Source organism: Ramlibacter tataouinensis (genome assembly GCF_001580455.1).
GTDB lineage: Bacteria > Pseudomonadota > Gammaproteobacteria > Burkholderiales > Burkholderiaceae_C > Ramlibacter > Ramlibacter tataouinensis_B.
The window spans coordinates 2,328,848-2,352,007 of the sequence record NZ_CP010951.1 but is presented as its reverse complement, the minus strand read 5'-3'; the positions used below and the strand labels follow the sequence as shown (position 1 = coordinate 2,352,007).

The 23,160-nt window shown below is 68.8% G+C and carries 18 protein-coding genes; 7 read left to right on the top strand and 11 right to left on the bottom strand.

Annotation, left to right across the window (positions count from 1 at the left end; translation table 11 throughout):
• Positions 1-71: 71 nt before the first annotated feature.
• Positions 72-1,025 (bottom strand): Bug family tripartite tricarboxylate transporter substrate binding protein, encoded by a 954-nt coding sequence (locus tag UC35_RS11355; RefSeq protein WP_061499487.1) that lies wholly within the window; start codon positions 1,023-1,025, stop codon positions 72-74.
• Between the two features lie 98 nt (positions 1,026-1,123).
• Between UC35_RS11355 and UC35_RS11350 the strand changes: the two genes are divergently transcribed.
• The 3 genes from UC35_RS11350 to UC35_RS11340 all read left to right on the top strand — a co-directional run bounded on the left by UC35_RS11350 (position 1,124) and on the right by UC35_RS11340 (position 7,022).
• Positions 1,124-2,104, top strand: coding sequence for an amidohydrolase family protein (locus tag UC35_RS11350; protein ID WP_061499484.1), 981 nt, complete (start codon positions 1,124-1,126; stop codon positions 2,102-2,104).
• Positions 2,105-2,324: 220 nt separating this feature from the next.
• On the top strand, positions 2,325-4,520 hold the full coding sequence (locus UC35_RS11345; RefSeq protein WP_061499481.1) for a malate synthase G: 2,196 nt from the start codon (positions 2,325-2,327) through the stop codon (positions 4,518-4,520).
• A 78-nt stretch (positions 4,521-4,598) separates the two neighbouring features.
• A complete protein-coding gene (locus tag UC35_RS11340; protein ID WP_061499477.1) occupies positions 4,599-7,022 on the top strand; it encodes a DUF1631 family protein in 2,424 nt (807 codons plus the stop codon).
• Between the two features lie 44 nt (positions 7,023-7,066).
• Here UC35_RS11340 and gstA read toward each other — a convergent pair whose 3' ends face one another.
• Complete coding sequence (gene gstA, locus UC35_RS11335; protein ID WP_061499474.1) at positions 7,067-7,657, bottom strand: glutathione transferase GstA; 591 nt, start codon at positions 7,655-7,657, stop codon at positions 7,067-7,069.
• A 74-nt stretch (positions 7,658-7,731) separates the two neighbouring features.
• On the opposite strand from gstA, the gene UC35_RS11330 reads away from it, so the two are divergent.
• From UC35_RS11330 to UC35_RS11315, 4 genes are read left to right on the top strand one after another with little or no spacing between them, the layout of a single operon-like run.
• Complete coding sequence (locus UC35_RS11330) at positions 7,732-8,637, top strand: LysR family transcriptional regulator (RefSeq protein ID WP_227820527.1); 906 nt, start codon at positions 7,732-7,734, stop codon at positions 8,635-8,637.
• Complete coding sequence (locus tag UC35_RS24230) at positions 8,634-8,843, top strand: cysteine-rich CWC family protein (protein WP_061499472.1); 210 nt, start codon at positions 8,634-8,636, stop codon at positions 8,841-8,843. The genes UC35_RS11330 and UC35_RS24230 overlap by 4 nt, the downstream gene beginning before the upstream one ends.
• A complete protein-coding gene (locus tag UC35_RS11320; RefSeq protein ID WP_227820526.1) occupies positions 8,840-10,306 on the top strand; it encodes a DHA2 family efflux MFS transporter permease subunit in 1,467 nt (488 codons plus the stop codon). Before UC35_RS24230 ends, UC35_RS11320 begins: the two co-directional genes overlap by 4 nt.
• Before the next feature lie 4 nt (positions 10,307-10,310).
• Positions 10,311-11,075: a class II glutamine amidotransferase gene (locus tag UC35_RS11315; RefSeq protein WP_061499469.1), complete on the top strand. Its 765-nt coding sequence runs from the start codon at positions 10,311-10,313 to the stop codon at positions 11,073-11,075.
• A 4-nt stretch (positions 11,076-11,079) separates the two neighbouring features.
• On the opposite strand, the gene gshB is transcribed toward UC35_RS11315, so the two are convergent.
• From gshB to leuS, 9 genes are all read right to left on the bottom strand, one after another.
• The gene (gene gshB / locus UC35_RS11310) at positions 11,080-12,027 is read right to left on the bottom strand and encodes a glutathione synthase (protein ID WP_061499453.1); all 948 of its coding nucleotides are present in this window, start codon (positions 12,025-12,027) and stop codon (positions 11,080-11,082) included.
• Between the two features lie 176 nt (positions 12,028-12,203).
• Positions 12,204-14,072 carry a potassium transporter Kup gene (locus UC35_RS11305; protein ID WP_061499450.1) on the bottom strand — a complete coding sequence of 623 codons (1,869 nt, stop codon included), beginning with the start codon at positions 14,070-14,072 and terminating at the stop codon, positions 12,204-12,206.
• Between the two features lie 110 nt (positions 14,073-14,182).
• Positions 14,183-15,478, bottom strand: a complete 1,296-nt coding sequence (gene gshA, locus UC35_RS11300) for a glutamate--cysteine ligase (protein ID WP_061499448.1) — start codon at positions 15,476-15,478, stop codon at positions 14,183-14,185.
• 90 nt (positions 15,479-15,568) lie between these two features.
• Entirely contained in the window at positions 15,569-16,840 is a 1,272-nt protein-coding gene (locus UC35_RS11295) for a glutamate-5-semialdehyde dehydrogenase (RefSeq protein ID WP_061499445.1), read from the bottom strand.
• A gap of 7 nt (positions 16,841-16,847) precedes the next feature.
• Complete coding sequence (gene holA, locus UC35_RS11290; RefSeq protein WP_061499442.1) at positions 16,848-17,909, bottom strand: DNA polymerase III subunit delta; 1,062 nt, start codon at positions 17,907-17,909, stop codon at positions 16,848-16,850.
• A 61-nt stretch (positions 17,910-17,970) separates the two neighbouring features.
• A complete protein-coding gene (gene rocD, locus UC35_RS11285) occupies positions 17,971-19,251 on the bottom strand; it encodes an ornithine--oxo-acid transaminase (RefSeq protein ID WP_061499439.1) in 1,281 nt (426 codons plus the stop codon).
• Positions 19,252-19,389: 138 nt separating this feature from the next.
• Positions 19,390-19,857 (bottom strand): Lrp/AsnC family transcriptional regulator, encoded by a 468-nt coding sequence (locus UC35_RS11280; RefSeq protein ID WP_061499437.1) that lies wholly within the window; start codon positions 19,855-19,857, stop codon positions 19,390-19,392.
• 13 nt (positions 19,858-19,870) lie between these two features.
• Positions 19,871-20,389 (bottom strand): LPS assembly lipoprotein LptE, encoded by a 519-nt coding sequence (lptE, locus tag UC35_RS11275; protein WP_061499434.1) that lies wholly within the window; start codon positions 20,387-20,389, stop codon positions 19,871-19,873.
• A gap of 64 nt (positions 20,390-20,453) precedes the next feature.
• Positions 20,454-23,078, bottom strand: a complete 2,625-nt coding sequence (gene leuS / locus UC35_RS11270; RefSeq protein ID WP_061499432.1) for a leucine--tRNA ligase — start codon at positions 23,076-23,078, stop codon at positions 20,454-20,456.
• Positions 23,079-23,160: the final 82 nt, after the last annotated feature.

Sequence of the window (23,160 nt, the reverse complement as noted above, 5' to 3'; positions counted from 1 at the left end):
GATCTGGCTTTGCCAGTCCTCTTCACACCGATCAGACCACTGAGAAATCGCGCAAGCGATTTCTCAGTGAATCACTCTGCCTTGAACCCAGAAGACTTGATCGGCTGCTCCCAGCGCTTCAGGTGCGCGACCTGCGTGGCCATCAGGTCCGCTGACGGCGCGTGGTTGGGCACCAGGCCGAAGGTGTAGACCTTCTCCTGCACCTCGGGCGCCTTCAGCGCCTCGGCCACGGCGCGGTCGATGCGGGCGGTCACGTCGGCCGGCAGCCCCGCCGGACCGTACAGGCCGAAGAAGGCGTCGGCGGACATGTTGATGCCGGCCTCCTTCAGCGTCGGCACGTCCGGCAGCGCCTTGTTGCGCTGCTCACCGGTCACGGCGAGGATGCGCACCTTGCCGGCCTTGTGGTGCTCGATGGTCTCCGAGGCGGTGTCCACCATCAGCGGCACATGGCCGCCGATCAGGTCCTGGGCGGCCGGTGCGCCGCCGCGGTAGGCCACGTGCGTCATCGGCACGCCGGCCGCCTGCGACAGCAGCTGGCCGGCGAAGTGCGGCACGGTGCCCGCGCCCGAGGTTGCGTACTGGGCCTTGGACGGGTTGGCCTTCATCCACGCCAGCACCGCCTTGATGTCGCCGGCGGGCGCGCCGGGGCCAGCCGTCACCGCGAAGTCGAAGGTGCACACGCGCGAGACCGGCGTGAAATCCTTGACCGGGTCATAGCCCAGGTTGCTGTACAGCCAGGGGGCGATCACCAGCGCGCCCGAGGGCGAGAGCACCAGCGTCTGGCCGTCGGCCGGCGCCCGCTTGAGCTCGCCGAGCACCAGGCGGCCGGCCGCGCCCGGCTTGTTGTCGACGATCACGTTCTGGCCCAGCGAGACGCGCAGCTTGTCGGCCAGCAGGCGCGCGATCACGTCCGCGGAGCCGCCGGGCGGGAATCCCACCAGGATCTTCATGGTGCGCTCCTGCGCGAAAGCGGCGGGCAGCGCCAAGGTGCTGGCGGCCAGGGCGGCAAATTGTCGGCGTTTCATGAGACTCCTTCTGTGAACGAGCTAAATTTAGCCGTTTGCGCGGGCCGCCACCATCCGGTAGCACCAGCACAACAGTATCAACCCAGGAGCAGTCCCCCATGACCGTCATCGACGTCCATACCCATATGTTCACCACGAAGTGGCTCGAACTGTTGAAGCAGCACGGCGGCCAGTACAACATCAAGACACGCCCCGACGGACAGCACGAAATCTTCCGCGGCGACACCCCGGTGGTCCTTCCGCAGAAGGGGCATTTCGACTGGGACTTGCGAATCCAGCACATGGACCAGGCCGGCATCGACATCTCGGTGGTCTCGCTGACCTGCCCCAACGTCTACTGGGGGGGCGAGGAAGTCAGTTGCGCCGCGGCACGAGAGGCCAACGACAACGTCGCCGACGCGCAGTCCCGTTTTCCCGACCGCATCCGCTGGTTCGCCTCGCTGCCCTGGGAGTATCCGCAGCGCGCGATCCAGGAACTGGAGCGCAGCTGCGCCAAGGGCGCCGTCGGCGTGATGGTGCTGGCCAACGTCGCCGGCCGCAGCCTCACCGATCCGATGTTCGACCCGATCTGGGCCGAGATCGACCGGCGCGGGCTGCCGGTGCTGGTGCACCCGACCGACCCGCCCGGCGTGGACGCCATGGACATGACCAAGTTCGACCTGAGCTGGTCGGTGGGCTTCATGTTCGACACCACGCTGGCCATCACGCGCATGATCTTCGAGGGCTTCTTCGACCGCTATGCCAAGCTGAAGATCATCGCCTCGCACGGCGGCGGCACCCTGCCCTACCTGGTCGGCCGGTTCGAGAAGGGCGACGAGGTGGAACTGCCCTCGCGCCGGCAGATGAAGCGCAAGCCGACCGACTACCTGCGCCACATCTATTACGACAGCATCACCTACAACCTGGGCGCGCTGCAGTACCTGATCTCGGTGGTCGGCCCCGAGCACGTGATGCTCGGCACCGACTGGCCGCACTGGGTGCACGACACCAAGGGCGCGTTCGCCAACACCGCGGCGCTGGCGCAGGGGCACATGCGGGCGATCCGCGGCGAAAACGCCAAGCGCGTGTTCGGCTTCTAGGCATCCGGGCTCCGGGGGCCGATTACCTCCGCCAGGGTCATCAATAAAGCGCCCCGGAGCCACATAATGTTCCTCCAAGTGTGCAATACAGTAGCGGAATCAGCGCGAAACCGGCGGGTGGGCGCGGCTTGCCGCGTTGCGGCGACCCGGCTCGCCCCGGCGCTCCGGCGCACGGCGCGCTCGCATTCCTGAATTTCCGATTCCGCTCGAGGAGAGACACATGACCGCACGCACCCGCCTTCACGGCCTGGAAGTGGCGACCGACCTGTTCCGGTTCATCGAAGACAAGGCGCTGCCCGGCACGGGCATCGACAGCACCCGCTTCTGGAAAGGCTTCGACGCCATCGTCAAGGACCTGGCGCCCAAGAACGCCGGCCTGCTGGCCGAGCGCGACCGCCTGCAGAAGGAACTGGACGTGTGGCACAAGTCCAACCCGGGCCCGATCCGCGACCTGGCGGGCTACCGCGCCTTCCTCGAGCAGATCGGCTACCTGGTGCCGCCGCCGGAAGGCGCGCAGGCCACCACGGCCAACGTGGACGCCGAACTGGCGGTGCAGGCCGGGCCGCAGCTGGTGGTGCCGATCCTCAATGCCCGCTACGCACTGAACGCGGCCAACGCGCGCTGGGGCTCGCTGTACGACGCGCTGTACGGCACCGACGTGATCCCGGAAACCGGCGGCTGCGAAAAGGGCCGTGCCTACAACCCGGCGCGCGGCGCCAAGGTGATCGCCTTCGCTCGCGACATCCTCGACCAGTGCGCGCCGCTGGCGCATGGCTCGCACAAGGACGCCGCCGGCTACCGCGCCGAGGGCGGCAATGTGTCGGTGCACCTGAAGGACGGCTCGACCACCGGCCTGCGCAGCCCCTTCCAGTTCGTGGGCTACCAGGGTGACGCCGCCTCGCCCTCGTCCATCCTGCTGCTGCACAACGGCGTGCACCTCGACATCCGCATCGACCGCAGCACCCCGATCGGCGCGGCCGACGCCGCCGGCATCAGCGACGTGGTGGTGGAAGCGGCGCTGTCCACCATCCTCGACCTGGAAGACTCGGTGGCCGTGGTCGACGCCGAAGACAAGGTGCTGGCCTACGGCAACTGGCTGGGCATCCTGCAGGGCACGCTCACCGAGCAGGTCGCCAAGGGCGGCAAGACCTTCACCCGCGGCCTCAACCCCGACCGCCGCTACCACGGGCCGATGGGCGGCGAAGTGGTGCTGCACGGCCGCTCGCTGCTGTTCGTGCGCAACGTCGGCCACCTGATGGGCAACCCGGCGATCCTGTGGGGCGGCGGCAAGGAGATTCCGGAAGGGATCATGGACGCGGTGATCACCACGCTGATCGCCATGCACGACCTCCTGGGCCGCGCCGCCAACGGCATCCGCAACTCGCGCACCGGCTCGGTCTACATCGTCAAGCCGAAGATGCACGGGCCGGCGGAAGTGGCCTTCGCCAGCGAGCTGTTCACCCGCGTCGAGCAGCTGCTGGGCCTGCCGGCCCACACCGTCAAGCTCGGCATCATGGACGAGGAGCGCCGCACCAGCGTCAACCTCAAGGCCTGCATCGCGCAGGCGGCCGAGCGCGTGGCCTTCATCAACACCGGCTTCCTGGACCGCACCGGCGACGAGATGCACACGGCGATGTACGCCGGCCCGATGTTCCGCAAGGGCGACATGAAGTCCAGCACCTGGATCCAGGCCTACGAGCACAGCAACGTGCTGGTCGGCCTGGGCTGCGGGCTGCGCGGCCGCGCCCAGATCGGCAAGGGCATGTGGGCCATGCCCGACCTGATGGCGGCCATGCTGGAACAGAAGATCGTCCATCCCAAGGCCGGCGCCAACACCGCCTGGGTGCCCTCGCCCACCGCCGCCACGCTGCACGCGCTGCACTACCACCAGGTCAACGTCGCCGAAGTGCAGAAGGAGCTGGAAAAGATCGACGCCGACGCCGAGCACGAGAACCTGCTGACCGGCCTGCTGCAGGTGCCGGTGGTGGCGCAGGCGAAGTGGTCGGCCGAGGAGCGCCAGCAGGAGCTGGACAACAACTGCCAGGGCATCCTGGGCTACGTGGTGCGCTGGATCGACCAGGGGGTGGGCTGCTCCAAGGTGCCCGACATCCACAACGTCGGCCTGATGGAAGACCGTGCCACGCTGCGCATCTCGAGCCAGCACATCGCCAACTGGCTGTACCACGGCGTGGTCACCCGGGAGCAGGTCGCCGAGACGCTGCGGCGGATGGCGGCGGTGGTGGACCAGCAGAACGCGGGCGATCCGCTCTACAAGCCGATGGCCGGCCACTTTGACAGCTCCGCCGCCTTCAAGGCAGCCAGCGACCTGGTCTTCAAGGGCCGCGAGCAGCCCAGCGGCTACACCGAGCCGCTGCTGCACGCCTGGCGCCTGAAAGTCAAAGCCGGCACTGCGTAGAAAGCCACAGGTGGCCGCCATGGCTGAGCGGGCGGCCGGCGCAGTGCGTACACTCAGCCGGGTGGAGGAAAGAACATCATGCCCGGTTGGCCCACGAGTGTCGCTCGCTGCATAGAAGAAGCAGTCGCACTTTCGCCACGCCTGGTCGAGCACGCGATAGACCAGGCGTGCACGGCGCTCGAGGAAGAGTCGCGCCGCTCGGCCGATGCCGCGACGCGCCAGGAACTGGCGCTGGCCTCCTTCGAGCTCGCGCACCAGCGGCTGCAGTGGCGCGTGGCGTTCGCCGGGGCGCTGCGCAAGGCCGCCGAGTCGCAGGACAGCGAGCCGCGCGCGCGCATGATGGTCAACCCCTCGACGCTGACCTTCACCCTGGTCGATGACAACCAGGTCGCCGAGTCGATCGAGTCCTCGCGGCTGGCGCAGCAGCTGGAGAGCCTGGTCGACAAGGCGCTCGCCGAACTCGACCGTTACATGAGCTCCGCGCTCGGGCTGGACGGCATCCAGCCCGAACAGAACCCACTGCGTCCCAAGGTCATCGCCCAGGCCTTGCGCGGCCTGATGAACGATCCGGCGCCCAAGCCGGGACGCCCGGCGCTGTGGATGCGGCACATGGCCGAACCGATCGCCGCCGACCTGCGCACGCTCTACCAGAACTGCTGCCAGGCACTGGCGCGCGCCAACGTGCAGCAGGCGGACTACCGGGTGCTGACCAATGCGGCGCCCCTGGGGATGCGCAACACCGAGGCCGCGGCCACCGGTTCCGGCGTGGTGCCGCTGCGCGGCGGCGCCGACGGCCGCGGGCGGTCCGCCGTCTCGAGCTGGATCGAGCTGGCCAGCCAGCGCATCGGCGGCCCGGCCCTGCGCGACTTCCTGTTCGGGCCGGCGCGCGAGGCCCAGGAGCCGCTCGCGCCGGCGTACTACCGCCAGATCGACGAGGAAATCGCCGCGCTCGAAGCGCGCGGTGACGAAGCGTCGCAGGAGCCGTGGGTCGCGGGGCAGTACCAGCACATGCCCGCGGTGGACCGGCCGGTGCGCGAGGTCGGCACGGCGATGGCACTCAGCCGCGAGGCCTGGGGCGACTATGCCGCGCCGCGCCAGCGCTCCCTGGTGCGCACGCGCCTGCGCAAGCAGGCCCAGCAGATGGGGCAGGTCATCGGCCTGGACCTGGTGCGCCAGCTGGTCGACCAGGTGGCGCAGGACCCGCGCCTGCTGGCGCCGGTGCGCGAGGCCATCGTGGCGCTCGAACCCGCGCTGGCGCGGCTGGCCCTGAACGCCCCGCGCTTCTTCGGCGAAGAGGACAACCCCGCGCGGCGCCTGCTGGAGGGCGTGGCGCAGCGCAGCTTCCGCTACAACGACGAGTTCTCGTCCGAGTTCAGCGAGTTTTTCGAAGGGGTCCGGGAGCGCTTCAACGGCCTCAACCAGCTGGACGACGTGCCGGATGCGGCGCCTTTCGAGGAGGCGCTGGCCGGCCTGGCGCGCGCCTGGGCGGAACGCGACCAGGACGAGGAGCGCCGGCGTGCCCAGGTCGTGGAAGCGGTGCAGTTCGCCGAGCGCCGCCAGGCCGAGGCCGACCAGATCGCCTGGGACCTGAGCCAGCGCAGCGACCTGGACGGCACCCCCGCCGTGGTGCAGGAGTTCGTGTTCGGCCCCTGGGCCCTGGTGATCGCGCACGCGCGGCTGCACAACCAGAAGTCGGCGATCGACCCGGGCGGCTACATCGGCGTCATCGCCGACCTGCTGTGGAGCGTCAAGCGCGAGCAGACGCTGCGCGACCCGGCGCGCGCCTTCGACGTGATCCCGCGCGTGCTGGTCAAGCTGCGTGCCGGCCTCGACCTGCTGGGCCATGCGCCCTCGCAGACGCAGGTGTTCTTCCAGGCGCTCGAGCGCCTGCACCGGCCGGTCCTCAAGCTGCGCGCCCGGCACCGGAAGCAGGCGTTCGACCTGGACTCGGCCGTCGTGCCGATCGACGACGACCTGCGCCCCGCCCCCGCCCAGAAGCCGCAGGCCGGCGAAGACCTGTGGCTGGACGAAGGCGAATTGCGCGAGTTCGGCTTCGAAGACACGATGCCCAGCGACTACGCCGACCTGGAGCCGCCTTCGGTGCCGGCGCCGATGGCGACCGCGGCCCCGACGGCGGCGCCGGTGGCCGCCGGCGGGGCCCGCGGCGCTGCCGGGGTCGCCGGGGTCATCCCGGTCAGGACGGTGGCCGGGGTCGCGCTGGCGCCGGAGCAGGCCGATGCGCTGATCGGCGCGCTGCAGGAAGGCTCCTGGGTCGACCTGTTCAGCAAGCAGCGCTGGCGTCGCGCGCAGCTCACCTGGGCCAGTGCCAAGCGCACCCTGTTCATGTTCGTGAGCCATGGCGGACAGCCCCACTCGATGACCAAGCGCAGCCTGCAGCAGCTGGTGATCAATCGCATGGTGCGGCCGGTCGACTCCGGCGAGGTGGTGCAGCAGGCGCTGGAGGCGCTGGTGCAGGAGCGCAGCGAGCCGCTGGCCGCCTGAACCTCAGGCGATCGCGCGCATCGCGGCGGGCGGGCGCCGCCGCGTCACTTCAGGCCTTCGGCTTCGAGCGCCGCGCGCACCTGGCTGCGCGAACGCACGCGGTCCATGTACGCCGCCAGGGCGGGATAGGCCTTCAGGCTCAAGCCGACCCAGGGCGCCCAGTTCACGATCGCGAACAGGTAGGCGTCGGCGACGCTGAAAGTGCCGCCCAACAGCCACTCGCGGCGTGCCAGCCGGGCATCGAGCTCGGCCAGGCGGGCGGCGATCTTGTCCTGCACTGCCTTGCGGGTCGTGTCGGCCGTCTCCTTGTGGAACAGCCAGGGGCTGAACTGCTTGTGCAGCTCGCTCGAGATGAAGGTCAGCCACTGCAGCGCCTCGAAGCGCGCGCGGCTGCCGGCGGCCGGCATCAGCCCCTTGCCCGGCGCGAGGTCGCCGACGTACTGCAGCAACGCGGCCGCTTCGGTGTGGCGGCTGCCGTCGTCCAGTTCCAGCACCGGGACGTAGCCGCGCGGGTTGATCGCGCGGAATTCGGGCGAGGCGGTGTCGACCTTTTCCAGCGCGAACTCGGCGCCCGCCTCGCGCAGCGCGATGTGCACGGCGAGCGAGCAATAGCCGGGGGTGTAGTACAGCTTCATGGGGATTCCTTTCGTTCGGGTGGATGGAAGGCCCGGACTGTAGGATTGCGTCATCGCAAAGAAAATAAGCAGCGATGAAATCTTTGATTGCACAAGCGCAATACCGGCTGACGGCCGCCGACCTCGAGGCCCTGCTGGCGCTCGCCCGTGCCGGCACGCTCGCCGAAGCTGCCGCGCGCCTGCAGGCCGACGCCTCGACGGTGTTTCGCACCGTGCAACGTGTCGAGAAAAATCTGGGGCAGCGCTTGTTCGAACGCAGCCGCGGCGGCTATCTCGCCAGCGACACCATGCTCGAGATCGCGCGCCATGCCGAACGCATCGAAAGCGAGCTGGAGGCCGCGCGCGCCGCCGCCGCCGGCTCGCAGCGCGAGCTGGCCGGCCGCGTGCGGATCACCACCACCGACTCGGTGCTGCGCGGGCTGGTGCTGCCCGCGCTCCGGCCGCTGGCTGCCGAACACCCGCGCCTGCAGCTCGAGGTCACCTCGACCAATGAACTGATGAGCCTGACGCGGCGCGACGCGGACATCGCCCTGCGCGCAACACCCAAGCCGCCCGGCCACCTGGTCGGCCGCAACATCGGGACGATCCGCTTCGCGATCTGCGCGGCGCGCTCCATGCCCGCGTCGCAACGCCGCAAGGCTTTCGACGCCCTGGCGTGGATCGCGCCCGACGACGCGATGCCCGAGCATCCATCCGTGCGCTGGCGCCGCAAGCAATGGCCCCGGCTCGCGCCGGCGCTGCTGGTTGACGGCATCGTCGGCGTGGTCGACGCGATCGGCGCCGGGCTGGGGATCGGGATCGTGCCGCTGTTCATGCTGGCGAACCAGCGCGAGCTGGTCGCGCTGTCGCCGCCGCTGGAATCCTGCGAATCGCAGCTGTGGCTGCTGGCGCATCCCGAGTCGCGCCACCTGCGCCGCATCGCGGCGACCTACCAGCACCTCGCCGCGACGCTGCGCCTGCCGGATAAACTGGCCGGGTGAGCGCCGTGCCCGAGCTCGATCCCAGCCGCTGCCCCCTTTGCGGGCAGCTCAATCGATGCGCCATGGAAGTCGAGCGCCTGACGGGCGAGAAGCAGCCGCCGTGCTGGTGCACGCAGGTCGACTTCAGCACCGGGCTGCTGGCGCGCGTGCCGGCCGAAGCCCAGCGGCTGGCCTGCATCTGTCCCGCCTGCGCGAGGCCGCGTTGAGCGGGTCGGCGACCGTCGCCGAACTCACCGCCCGCTGGGGGCCGCGCTATCGCTGGCTGCTGCTGCTCTCCGTCATGGTCGGCACGATGGCATCGATCATGTCGTCGACCATCGTGAACGTGGCGATCCCGGGGATGAGCCACGAGTTCACGCTAGGACAGGAGGCGGCGCAATGGGTGAGTTCGGGCTTCATGGTGGCGACCACCGTCTCGATGTTGGCCACGCCGTGGCTGCTCGGCCGGTTCGGCTATCGCCGCCTCTATGTGGGCACCATGCTGCTGCTGGCAGCCGGCGGCATCGTCGGCGGCCTGGCCGGCTTCTTCTCGCTGGTGCTGGCCGCGCGCGTGGCCGAGGGACTTGCCGCCGGCGCCGTCCAGCCGATCCCTGCCATCATCATCTTGCGCGCCTTCGAGCCGCATGAGCAGGGCCGCGCCAACGGCATCTTCGGCATGGGGGTGGTGCTGGCGCCGGCGATCGGCCCGAGCATCGGCGGCGTGCTGGTCGACTGGTTCGGCTGGCGATCGATCTTCTTCATGGTCGTGCCGTTCTGCCTGGCGTCGATCTGGCTGGCGTTCACCTTCGTGCCCGACACCGCGCCCGGCGGCATCGCGGCGGGCCGTGGCAAGAAACTCGACTGGCTGGGCCTGGTGATCGGCACCGCAGGAACACTCTGCCTGCTCAACGGTCTCATCGAGCTGCATCGCGGCGGCGCGCTGGCCTGGCCCCTGCTCGCCGGGGCGGCGTTCGCGCTCGTGGCATTCGTGGCCTGGCAGCGGCGCCTGATCGCGACCGGGGGCGAGCCGCTGATGGACCTCCGCCTGTTCGGCTACCGCAACTTCGCGCTCGGCAGCCTGGTGGCCTTCATCTACGGCACGGCCCTGTTCGGCTCGACCTACCTGCTGCCCGTCTTCATGCAGCTGGGGCTGCAGCTGTCGGCGTCCTACGTCGGCGCGATCCTGATGCCTGCCGGCCTGGTGCTCGCGCTGACGATCGCGGTCGTCGGCCGCCTGGCCGACCGGTATCCCACGCACGTGCTGGTGACCACCGGCCTGGCCCTGCTCGCGGCATCGTTCGCGCTGATGTTCACCGTGCCCGCCACGCATCCCATCGTGCTGCTGGTGGTGTGGGCCATCCTCGGCCGCATCGGCCTGGGCTTCATCCTTCCCTCGCTCAACCTCGGGTCGATGCGCGCGCTGGACCCGAAGTTCATTGCGCAAGGATCGAGCACGATCAACTTCCTGCGCATGGTGGGCGGCGCCACCGGCGTGAGCCTGTGCGGCATCGTGCTGGAATGGCGCATCGCGGCGCACGGCGACCTGCTGTCCAATCCAGGGATCCGGCCCGCGCGCATCGCCGCCTTCCACGAATCGTTCTGGCTGCTGGCGGCCCTGTGCGGCCTCGCCATGGTCGCGGCCTGGCAGCTTCGTCCACCTGCCCGGCCGCCTGAAAACAGGCCAGAATAAACGCATGTGCCAGCTGCTCGGGATGAACTGCAACACGCCCACGGACGTGACGTTCAGCTTCTCCGGGTTCGCGCAGCGCGGCGGCCGCACCGACCATCACACCGACGGCTGGGGCATCGCCTTCTTCGAAGGCGCCGGCCTGCGGCATTTCGTCGACCACCAGCCCAGCAGCGAATCGCCGGTCGCCGACCTGATCCGCCGCTACCCGATCAAGAGCCGCAACGTGATCGCGCACATCCGCAAGGCCACGCAGGGCGCGATCGCGCTGGAGAACTGCCACCCCTTCGTGCGCGAGCTGTGGGGCCGCTACTGGGTGTTCGCGCACAACGGCAACCTCGAGAACTTCCATCCGCGGCTGCATGCGGCCTTCCACCCGGTCGGCGCGACCGACAGCGAGCGCGCCTTCTGCTGGCTGATGCAGGAGATGGCGAAGTCGCACGCGGGTGTGCCCGACGTGCGCGAGCTGACGCTGACGCTGCGCGAGCTCACGCCGATGATCGCGCGCCACGGCACCTTCAACTTCCTGCTATCCAACGGGCAGGCGCTGTGGGCGCACTGCTCGAGCAGCCTGTTCTTCGTGGAACGCAAGCATCCCTTCGCCCATGCGCAGCTCAAGGACGAGGACCTGTCGGTCAATTTCGCCCGCAACACCACGCCCGACGACCGCGTGGCGGTGGTCGTCACCTCGCCGCTGACGGTGAACGAGGACTGGACCGCGTTCGCGCCCGGTGAGCTGCGGGTGTTCGCGGACGGCCGGGCGCTGGCTTGAGTCGCTAGCGCGCCATCGCCGCTTCGAGCGCGTCGATGAACATGGCCGGCACGTCGAAGCCGGTCTGCTGGGTGATTTCCTGGAAGCAGGTCGGGCTGGTGACGTTGATCTCGGTGAGCCAGTCGCCGATCACGTCCAGGCCGATCAGCAGCAGGCCGCGCTGCGCCAGCGCCGGGCCGATGGCCTCGGCGATCTCGCGGTCGCGCGCCGAGATCGGCTGGGCCACGCCCTTGCCGCCGGCGGCGAGGTTGCCGCGGATCTCGCTGCCTTGCGGGATGCGCGCCAGGCAAAACGGCACCGGCTGGCCGCCGATCACCAGCACGCGCTTGTCGCCCTGCGCGATCTCGGGCACGAAGCGCTGCACCATGATCGTGGTCGCGCCATGCCGGTTCAGCGTCTCGATGATGGAGCCCAGGTTCAGCCCGTCCGGGCCGACCCGGAAGATGCCCATGCCGCCCATGCCGTCCAGCGGCTTGAGGATGATCTCGCCGTGCCGCTGGTGGAAGCGCCTGACCTCCTCTTCGCTGCGGGTGACCAGCGTGGGCGCGGTGAACTGGGAGAACTCCATCACCGCGAGCTTTTCCGGGTGGTCGCGCAGCGCCGCCGGCTTGTTGAACACCCGCGCGCCCTCGCGCTCGGCCTGCTCCAGCAGGTGGGTGGCGTAGAAGTACTCGCTGTCGAACGGCGGGTCCTTGCGCATGATCACGGCGTCGAATTCGTGCAGCGCCGCATCACGCGCGCCGGTTTCGCGAAACCACGCGTGCCCATCGCCGGTGAGTTCGATGTCGCGCACCGCCGCGCGCACTTGTCCGCCGGACTCCCAGGCCAGGTGGCGCGGCTCGCAGGCGCTCACGCGGTGGCCGCGGCGCTGCGCCTCGCGCATCATCGAGAAGGTGGTGTCCTTGTAGGTCTTGAAGGCTTCCAGCGGATCGGCGACAAACAGGATATTCATGGGCAACTGGTCTTTCCTCACCCCGACTGTTGCACAAATCGTCCCCCCGCGCAGCGGCACCGGATCGGGCGAAACAACGTGCAGCCGATCTCACCTGTGAAGGGGAACCGGCTTTGCCGGGCCCCTTCACACTGATCAAGCCACTTGAAATTCGCGCCAGCGAATTTCAAGTGAACCTAGATTTCGATTTTCGAGCCGAGCTCCACCACCGAGTTGTTCGGCAGGTTCAGGAAGTCGGCCGCGGCGCTGGCGTTGTGGTGCATCTGCGCGAACAGCTTTTCGCGCCAGGGCGCCATGCCGCTGCCGATGGTCGGGATCACCGTGTCGCGCGACAGGAAGTAGCTGGTCGTCATGCGCTCGATGTCGCAGCCATGGCCGCGGATCTGTTCCAGCGCGCGCGGCACGTCGGGGTCGTTCTTGAACCCGTAGTGCAGGATCACCTGCCAGCAGCTGTGGCCCAGGGATTCGATCTCCGCGCGCTTGTTGATGCCGATCCAGGGCACCTCGTGGTTGCGCACCGTGACGAACAGGTTGTGTTCATGCAGCACCTTGTTGTGCTTGAGGTTGTGCAGCATCGCGTTCGGCACGGTCCCCGGTTCGGCGGTGAGGAAGACCGCGGTGCCTTCGACCCGGGTGGGCGGGTTGACGAACACGGCTTCGAGGAACTCCCGCAGCGGGATCGCGTCGGCGCGCAGCTTGTCGTTCAGCAGGCGGCGGCCGTGCTTCCAGGTCGTCATCAAGGTGAAGATCGCGCCGCCGATCATCAGCGGGAACCAGCCGCCGTCGATCAGCTTGAGCATGTTGGAGGCGAAGAAGGTGACGTCGATGACGAAGAACCAGCCGGTCGCCGCGATGCACAGGGCCAGCGGGTACTTCCAGCCATAGCGGATCACGAAGAAGGTCAGCACCGTCGTGATCAGCATGTCCAGCGTGACGGCGATGCCGTAGGCGGCGCCCAGGGCGGTGGACGTGCGGAACAGCACCACCGCCAGCACGATGGCGGCGAACAGGCCCCAGTTCACCGCCGGGATGTAGATCTGGCCGGTGTCGCGCACGCTGGTGTGCATGATGTTCAGGCGCGGCAGGTATCCAAGCTGGATCACCTGCTTGGTGACGCTGAACGCGCCGGTGATCAGCGCCTGCGAGGCCACCACCGTGGCGGCAGTGGCCAGCAGCACCATGGGCAGTTGCGCCCACTCGGGCGACATCATGAAGAAGGGGTTCTTGACCGCCTCGGGGTTGGCCAGCAGCAGCGCGCCCTGGCCGAAATAGTTCAGCGTCAGCGCCGGCATCACGACGGAGAACCAGGCCAGGCGGATCGGCCGCTTGCCGAAGTGGCCCAGGTCCGCATACAGCGCCTCGGCCCCGGTCACACACAGCACGACGGCGCCGAGGATGATGAAGCTGGTGCCGGGCTGGCGCGCCATGAAGCGCAGGGCATGCCAGGGGTTCAGTGCCTGCAGGATCTCCGGGTGGTTCACGATGTGCGACACGCCCAGGGCCGCGATCGCGATGAACCAGATCAGCGTGATCGGCCCGAAGAAGCGGCCGATGCCGGCGGTGCCGCGCTTTTGCACCGCGAACAGGCAGAACAGCACCACGAGGGTGAGCGGGATCACCCACTCCTTGAAGCGCGGCGACACCACTTCCAGGCCTTCGACCGCGGACAGCACCGAGATGGCCGGGGTGATCACGCCGTCGCCATAGAACAGCGAAGTGCCGAACATGCCGATGCCCAGCAGGACGGTGCGCAGCTTCGGCTTGTCCTTCACCGCCTGCGAGGCCAGCGCCAGCATCGCCACCAGGCCGCCCTCGCCGTTGTTGTCGGCCCGCAGCACCAGCACCACGTACTTGACGGAGACGATGACGGTGAGCGTCCAGAACAGGACGGACAGCACGCCATACACGTTGTCGGGCGCGAACGAGATGTGGCCGGTCTCGAACACCGCCTTCATCGCATACAGCACGCTGGTGCCGATGTCGCCGTACACGACGCCGATGGCGCCCAGGGTGAGCGCGGCAAGCGATGATTTCGAGTTCTGCACTTGTGGCCCCGCTTGGCCCCCAACGGCCGGCGGGGTTCTGACTGTAGGGATCGCTATTGTGCGCCGCTGAGACCGCGCCGGCGCGGCCTCATGTTGCAGCGCAGCAACGGCTAATCGTACACCTCGGCTTCGGGGTCCGTGGCCTCGAGCTCGTAGCTGGCGGCCAGCATCGCCAGCCGCCCGATGACGCCGTACATGTAGAAGCGGTTGGGCGCGCTGGCGCCGGGTTTCTCGCCCGGCTGAGGTAAGCGCGTACTCTCGGCGAAGGCCAGGGGCACAAAGGCCGAGCCGGGGGCATTGAGATTCTCATCGGTGCCGCGGTCGGCATGGACGCGGTAGAAGCCCCCGACCACGTAACGATCCATCATGTAGACCACCGGCTCGGCCACGGCGTCGTTGATGCGCTCGTTGGTGAGCACGCCTTCCTGGATGATCACCTGGCGGACCTCCTGCCCGTCCTGGATCACGTTCATCTTGTCCTTGGCTTTGCGCGAAAGCCCGTCCAGGTCGCGGACGTCGCGCACGGTCATGATGCCCATGCCGCAGGTGCCGTTGTCCGCCTTCACCACCACGAAGGGCTTCTCGTTGATCCCGTATTCCTTGTACTTCTTGCGGATCTTGGTCAGCAGGGCGTCGACGTTGGTCGCCAGGCATTCCATGCCCTCGCCCTGGCTGAAGTCGACCTCGCCGCACATGTTGAACATGGGATTGATCAGCCAGGGGTCGATGCCCAGCATCTTGCCGAAGCGCTTGGCCACTTCCTCGTAGCTCTTGAAGTGGTTGCTCTTGCGCCGCACCGACCAGCCCGCGTGCAGGGGCGGCAGCAGGTACTGCTCATGGAGGTCCTCGACGATGCCGGGCGCGCCCAAGGACAGGTCGTTATTGAGCAGGATGGTGCAGGGGTCGAAGTCCTTCAGGCCCAGGCGGCGGCGGCTGCGCACCACCGGCTCCACCGTGACGCGCTCGCCCCCCGGAACCTCGAAGGTCTTCGGCTCCTTCAGCTCGGGGTCGATCGAGCCGATGCGCACGTTCAGCCCGGCCATGTGGAAGATGCGCTTGAGCTGGGCCAGGTTGGCCAGGTAGAAGGTGTTGCGGGTGTCGTTTTCCGGAATGACCAGCAGGTTCTTGGCGTCCGGGCAGATCTTCTCGATCGCCGCCATGGCCGACTGCACCGCCAGCGGCAGCATCTCCGGTGTCAGGTTGCTCCAGCGCGCCGGGAACAGGTTGGTGTCGACCGGCGCCAGCTTGAAGCCGGCGTTGCGCAGGTCCACCGAGGTGTAGAACGGCGGCGTGTGCTCCATCCACTCGAGCCGGAACCAGCGCTCGATCGCCGGCATGGACTCGAGCACGCGTTGCTCGAGCTCGTTGATGGGCCCGGTCAGGGCGGTGATGAGATGCGGAACCATGCGGCCCTTGGCGCTTTCTTGCTGAGAAGATTGTAGGGATTTGGGGGCGGCTGCGGCCCCTGCAAGACCCGGCCGGGCCCTCGCCTGCCCTCAGCTGCGCAACTCGCCGTTGCCGAGCACCACCCACTTGAGCGAGGTGAGCCCTTCGATGCCCACCGGCCCGCGGGCGTGGAACTTGTCGGTGCTGATGCCGATTTCGGCGCCCAGCCCGTACTCGAAGCCGTCGGCAAAGCGCGGGCTGGTGTTGACCATCACGCTGGCCGAGTCGACCTCGCGCAGGAAGCGCTGGGCGTGCATGTGGTCGCGCGTGAGGATGGCGTCGGTGTGGTGGCTGCCGTAGTGGTTGATGTGGGCAATCGCCTCGTCCAGGCCGGCCACCACCTTGATGCTGATGATGGGCGCCAGGTATTCCTCCGACCAGTCCTGCTCGGTCGCCGCCCGGGTGCGCGCCTCGCCGATGATCGTGCGGGCGTCGGCGTCGCAGCGCATCTCGACCCCCTTGGCCTCGAACACCGCGGCGATCCGGGGCAGGAACTGCGGCGCGACCGCGCGCGCCACCAGCAGGCCCTCGATCGCGTTGCAGGGGCTGTACTTCTGGGTCTTGGCGTTGTCGGTGACCTTCACCGCCATCTCGAGGTCGCAGGGCGCGTCGACGTACACATGGCAGTTGCCGTCCAGGTGCTTGATCACCGGCACCTTGGCGTCCCGGCTGATGCGTTCGATCAGGCCCTTGCCGCCGCGCGGGATGATGACATCCACGAACGCCGGCATGGCGATCAGCTGGCCGACCGCCTCGCGGTCGGTGGTCTGCACCAGCTGCACCGCCTCGGCCGGCAGGCCGGCCGAGGCCAGCGCCTGCCGCACCAGCTGCGCCAGCGCCTTGTTGGAATCGATCGCCTCCGAACCGCCGCGCAGGATGCAGGCGTTGCCGCTCTTGATCGACAGGCTGGCGGCCTCGATCGTGACGTTGGGCCGGCTCTCGTAGATCATGCCGAACACGCCGATCGGCACGCGCATCTGCCCGACGCGGATGCCGCTGGGCTGCTGGCGCATGCCGACGATGTCACCGATGACGTCGGCCATGGCCGCGAGCTGCTCGCAGCCCTGCGCCACGGTTTCGATCACCTTGGGCGTGAGCTTGAGCCGGTCGACCATGGGCGCCGCCAGGCCGGCCGCGACCGCGCGATCGATGTCGCGCGCGTTGGCCGCCTGCAGGTCCGCCGTGCTGGCGCGCAGCAGCGCGGCCAGCGCGCGCAACGCCTGGTTGCGGGTGGCGGCCTCGGCGCGCGCCATGGCGGCGGACGCCTGGCGTGCCTGCAGGCCCAGCGTCTGCATGTATTCGGCGACATTGAGCGCGTTCATGCGCCAATTATCGCGCGGGCTGGACCGCGCACTCCCGGCACAGCGCCATGGCCAGCCGGTGCAGCGCCTGCCAGCCGTCGGCCGGCCAGCCCGGCGCCTTCAGGCCCTTGACGATGCCGTCCACCTGGTGCGCGGCCTGCAACAGCTGGTCGAGCGCGGCGGGCGACAGGCGGGGCAGCACGCGCTCGAACAGGCGCTCCTTGAGGCCCCACACCCGCTGTTCGCGCAGCGCCACCGGCAGCGGCCGGCCGGCCGCCATCGCATCCTTCACGCGCTTGAGGGCGCGGATGTCCTCGGCCAGGGTGTAGTGCACCAGCACCTCGGCTTCGCCTTCGGCCTTCAGCCCGTCGAGCATGCGCGCCACGCGCGCCGCCTGCCCGGCCAGCACCGCCTCGGACAGCTTGAACACGTCGTAGCGCGCGACGTTCAGCACCGCGCCCTCGACCTGGTCGAAGCCCAGCTCGCCCGGCGCATACAGCAGGGCCAGCTTCTGGATTTCCTGATGGGCTGCCAGCAGGTTGCCTTCCACCCGGTCGGCGAAGAACTGCAGCGTGCGCTGGCCCTCGTCGCCGGCGGCCACGCGCTGACCCTGGCGCGCCAGGCGCTGCGCGATCCATTGCGGCAGGGCGGCGCGCTCGACCGGGTCGAGCGAGAGGGTCACGCCATGGCTGTCGAGCGCGGTGAACCAGGCGCCGCTTTTGGTCTGCCGGTCCAGCCGCGGCAGCGTGACCAGGGTCAGCGTGCTGTCGTTGCCCGGCGCGCCTTCGGCCAGCTGGGCCAGGGCAGCGCCGCCGTCCTTGCCGGGCTTGCCCGAGGGGATGCGGATCTCGACGATCTGCCGCTCGGCGAACAGGCTGAGCGAGCCGCCCGCCGCCAGCACCTCGCTCCAGTCGAAGTGCGCGCCGGCCACGGTGTGCACGGTGCGTTCGGTGTAGCCCTGGGCGCGCGCCGCGGCGCGGATCGCGTCAGCCGCCTCCTGCACCAGCAGCGGCTCGTCGCCGTACAGGGTGTAGAGCGAACGCAAGCCCTTGCCCAGGTGCTGCGCCAATTGGGCGGCCGCTATCTGCATGGCCCGAGTTTAGGGCCTGTGAACAGGCGCCCGGCCCCGCCGGGGGGCCCGGCGCCGGCGCCTACGCGGCCAGCTTCTCGCCGCGCGGCTCGCGGACGTCCAGCCCGAGCTCGCGGCACTTCGTACGCACGATCTCGCGGAAGCGCTCCACCGCCTCGTCGATCAGGCTGCGGGTGATCGTCAGGGGCGGCGCGAAGCGGATCACCGTCTCGTGCGTTTCCTTGGACAGCACGCCGCGCGCCGCCAGCTGCAGGACCAGGTCGCGCGCCGGCGCCAGTTTCGGCTCGATGTCCACGCCGACCCACAGGCCGCGGCCCCGCACCTCGCGGATCAGGCCGCCGCTTTCGCGCATCACGGCCGAAAGCCGCTGGTGCAGGTGCGCCCCGAGCACCGCGCTGCGCGCCACCAGGTCCTCGTCCTCGATCACGTTCAGCGCCTCCAGCGCCACCGCCGCCCCCAGCGCATTGCCGCCGAAGGTGGAGCCGTGGCTGCCGGGGTTGAAGACGTCCATCACGCGGGCATCGGCGAGGAAGGCGCTGACCGGCAGCAGGCCCCCGCCCAGCGCCTTGCCCAGGATCAGCCCGTCTGGCCGGATGCCCTCGTGCTCGAAGGCGAACCAGCGCCCGGTGCGGCCGAGCCCGGCTTGCACCTCGTCGATGATCAGCAGGATGTCGTTGCGGTCGCACCAGGCGCGCAGCTGCGCGAAGAAGCCCGGCGGCGGCACGATCACGCCGGCCTCGCCCTGGATCGGCTCGACCAGCACCGCGCAGGTGTTCGCGCTGGTGGCCTCGCGCACGCTGGCCATGTCGCCGTAGTCGAAGTGCACGAAGCCGGGCGCGAACGGACCGAAGCCGGCGCGGTAGTCCGGCTCGCTCGACAGTCCGACCAGGGTGGTGGTGCGGCCGTGGAAGTTGCCGCGCGCCACCAGGATTTCCGCCTCGCCCTCCGGGATGCCCTTTTGCCAGTGGCCCCAGCGGCGCGCGCATTTGATCGCGGTCTCCACCGCTTCCGCGCCGGTGTTGATCGGCAGCGCGCGCTCGAAACCCGAGACCCGGCACAGCTTTTCGAGGAAAGGCCCCAGGGTGTTGCTGTGGTAGGCGCGCGAGGTCAGCGACACGCGCTCGAGCTGGCGCTTGGCCGCCGCGACCAGCCGGGGGTGCAGGTGGCCGTGGCTGACTGCCGAATACGCACTCATCATGTCGATGTACTCGCGGCCCTCCACGTCCCACACGAGGCAGTCGCGCGCGCGTTCCACCACCACCGGCAGCGGCGCGTAGTTGCGCGCCCCGAAACGGTCTTCCTTGCGAATGAAATCCTGGGTGTCGTGGCTCTTGGCGCTCATGATGGATGCTCCCGATGACAAGCATCCACTCTAGGCCTGGTAGCGCTGCCGCTGGCGTGATTCGGCGGGGCCGCCGCGGCGGGAACGGCCGAGGCCGGGTTCACGGACTTCCGAATCGGAAGTCCGCCTGCCGAAGCGCTACCTCGGCACGGGGAAGCCCTGGAATTCCTTGATCGTCTGCAGTTCGACGTTGGTGACGATCTTCTCGACACCGAGCGCGGCTTCGTCCAGCCAGGCGTTGATCAGCCGGTGGTAATCGGCCAGGTGGGGGCAGGCGATGCGGACCAGGTAGTCGTAGCGCCCGCTCACCACCCAGCAGCCGACCACCTCGGGCGTCGCGGCCATGCGCCGCTCGAAGCGCTGCACCACGGCTTGCCGCTGGTCCTTCAGGGCGATCTCGGCAAACACGACCACCTGCTCGCCCAGCGCCGCGCGCTGCAGCATGGCCCGGTAGCTTTGGATCACGCCGGCGGCCTCCAGCTTGCGCACCCGGTTCAGGGTGGCGCGCGCCGACAGGTTGATCGCTTCCGACAGTGCCTGCACCGTCGCGCGGCCGTCGCGCTGGAGCAGCTCCAGCAGCTTCAGGTCGGCGCGGTCCAGTTGCACTGAACGCCGGGTCCTAGATCGACTTGACGGCGGCCAGCCGCCGCATCAACTGCTGCACGAGGTCGGTCTGCATGTCGCGGTACAGCAGCCCCTCTTCGGCTTCCTTGGCCAGTGCGGCGGATTCGTTGTAGCTGATGTCCCGCTGCTGCAGCAGTTCGGTCTCCGGGATCAGTTCCTTGCCCTGCGGCGTGCGCAGCTTGAAGCGCATGCGCGTGCGCAGCTGGAATTCGCGCACCTGGCCGGCGGCGCTGAGGCCGACCACGACCTTCTCCCGCTGGTCCGCCGTGATGTCGAGGATCACCTGGGCCAATTCGGGCGTGGGCGCGCTCACCACCTTCACCGACTCATTGGACGCGATGCTGCGCTTGAGCTCGTTGCCGAGCGAAGAGCCCGGGGCGGCCCCGATGTAGATCGTGGAAAAGGCAAAGCTCGGGGCCTGCCGCAGCTGGAATCCGCAGCCGGCCAGGGCCAGGGCGGACGAGGCGAGCAGGAGGGTGCGGCGACGCCATGCCGACGGGCCGCCCCTAGGCATGGCAGCCCCCTCGGGGGGCAGCGAAGTACACGAAGTGACGAGCGTGGGGGCTTTCATATCGGGGTCAGACCACGACGTTGACCAGGCGACCGGGCACCACGATGACCTTGCGGACCGGCGCGCCGCCGCCGAACTGCTCGACCGCCTCGTGCTGCACCGCCACGGCCTCGATTTCCTGCCGGCTGGCGCCGGCCGGCACGCGCACCGAGCCGCGGTGCTTGCCGTTCACCTGCAGCACCAGCTCGATCTCGTCCTGGATCAGCGCCTCCTCGTCGACATGCGGCCAGGGCGCGTCCAGCAGTTCGCCCATGCGCCCGCCGTAGCCCAGGGCCTGCCACAACTCGTGCGCGATGTGCGGGGTGACCGGGTACAGCACGCGCAGCAGCACGCCGAAGCCCTCGCGAACCGCAGCGTCCGAACTGGCCTCGGCCGCGCCCTTGAAGTCCTCCAGGGCGTTGAGCAGCTTCATCGCGCCGGAGACCACCGTGTTGTACTGCATGCGCTGGTAGTCGTAATCGACCTGCCGCAGCACGGTGTGGATCTCGCGGCGCAGCGCCTTGCTTTGCGGGCCCAGGGCGGAAGCCGCCGGCGCGGCGCTGCCGGCTCCCAGCTTGTTGCCGAAGGCCCAGACGCGGCGCAGGAAGCGGTAGGAGCCTTCCAGCGCGGCGTCGTTCCACTCCAGCGTGGCCTCGGGCGGCGCCGTGAACATGGTGTACAGGCGCGCGGTGTCGGCGCCGTACTTCTCGATCAGGTCCTGCGGATCGACACCGTTGTTCTTGGACTTGGACATGGTGGTCCAGCCCTCGTAGGTCACCGGCAGGCCGTCGGCCCTGGCCACGGCGGAGATCACCTTGGCGTGCTCGTCGCGCACGATGTCCAGCTCGTGCGCCCAGTAGTAGTGCTTGCCGGCCTTCTCGCCGGTGCGCACGAAGGCCTCGTTGAGCACCATGCCCTGGGTGAGCAGCCGGGTGAAGGGCTCGTCCACATTCACCAGCCCCAGGTCGCGCATCACCTTGGTCCAGAAGCGCGCGTACAGCAGGTGCAGGATGGCGTGTTCGATGCCGCCGATGTACTGGTCCATCGGCATCCAGTACTGCGCGCCCTCGGCCACCATGGCCTGCTCGTTCTTCGGGTCGCAATAGCGCATGAAATACCAGGCCGAATCCACGAAGGTGTCCATGGTGTCGGTCTCGCGGCGCGCGGGCTTGCCGCACACCGGGCAGTTGCAGGCCAGGAAGTCCTCGCGCTTGGCCAGCGGGTTGCCGCTGCCGTCAGGCACGCAGTCCTGCGGCAGGATCACCGGCAGGTCGGTCTCCGGCACCGGCACCGCGCCATGCACCTCGCAGTGGATGATCGGGATCGGCGTACCCCAGTAGCGCTGGCGGCTGACGCCCCAGTCGCGCAAGCGCCAGGTGGTCTTCTTCTCGCCCAGGCCCTTCTGCTGCAGCGCATGCGCCACCGCGTTGACCGCGTCCTGGTAGCCGAAGCCGCTGAAGATGTCGGAGTTGATGGTGACGCCGCGCGCCTTGTCGGCGTACCAGTCCTGCCAGTGCTTGTAGTCGTAGCGCTCGCCGTCCACGTGCACCACCTCGAGGATCGTCAGGCCGTACTTCAGGGCGAAGGCGAAGTCGCGCTCGTCGTGCCCGGGCACGCCCATCACGGCGCCATCGCCATAGCCCATGAGCACGTAGTTGCCGACCCAGAGCTCCACCGGTTCGTCGGTGAGCGGATGCTGCACCTGCAGTCCCGTGGGCACGCCCTCCTTTTCGCGCAGCGCGAGTTCGGCCTCGGTGGTGCCGCCCTTCTTGCACTCTTCGATGAACTGCTCGACCTTCGGATTGGACCGGGCCGCGTGCAGCGCCAGCGGATGCTCGGGCGCCACCGCGCAGAAGGTCACGCCCATGATGGTGTCGGCGCGGGTGGTGAACACGTACATGCGGCCGCCGCCGATCAATTCGCCACGCTCGTCGCGAATGTCGTGCGGGAAGGCGAAGCGCACGCCCTCGCTCTTGCCGATCCAGTTCTCCTGCATCAGCTTGACGCGTTCGGGCCAGCCGGGCAGCCGGTGCTCGACGTGCTCCAGCAGTTCCTCGGCGTAGTCGGTGATCTTCAGGTAGTAGCCCGGGATCTCGCGCTTCTCGACCACCGCGCCGGTGCGCCAGCCCTTGCCGTCGATCACCTGCTCGTTGGCCAGCACCGTCTGGTCGACCGGGTCCCAGTTCACCACCTGGGTCTTGCGGTAGGCAACGCCCTTTTCCAGCATCTTCAGGAACAGCCACTGGTTCCACTTGTAGTAACTGGGGTCGCAAGTGGCGATCTCGCGCGACCAGTCGATCGCCAGCCCCATCGCCTGCATCTGCTTCTTCATGTAGGCGATGTTGTCGTAGGTCCACTGCGCCGGCGGCACGCCGTTCTTCATGGCCGCGTTCTCGGCGGGCAGCCCGAACGCGTCCCAGCCCATGGGCATCAGGACGTTGTAGCCCTTCATGCGCAGGTAGCGCGTGAGCATGTCGTTGATGGTGTAGTTGCGCACGTGCCCCATATGCAGCTTGCCGCTGGGATAGGGCAGCATGGAGCAGGCGTAGAACTTCTTCCTGCGCGCGTCTTCCGTGACGCGGTAGGCATCGCGCGCGGTCCAATGCGCCTGCGCCGAGCGTTCGACCTCGGTAGGGATGTACTTGTCCTGCATGCGGAAATTGTAGAGGGCGCGGACGCCATCACCCTCGGCCGTTCCAGCCCCGGCGGTTCCCGGCCGGGCGGCGGTCGTCAGC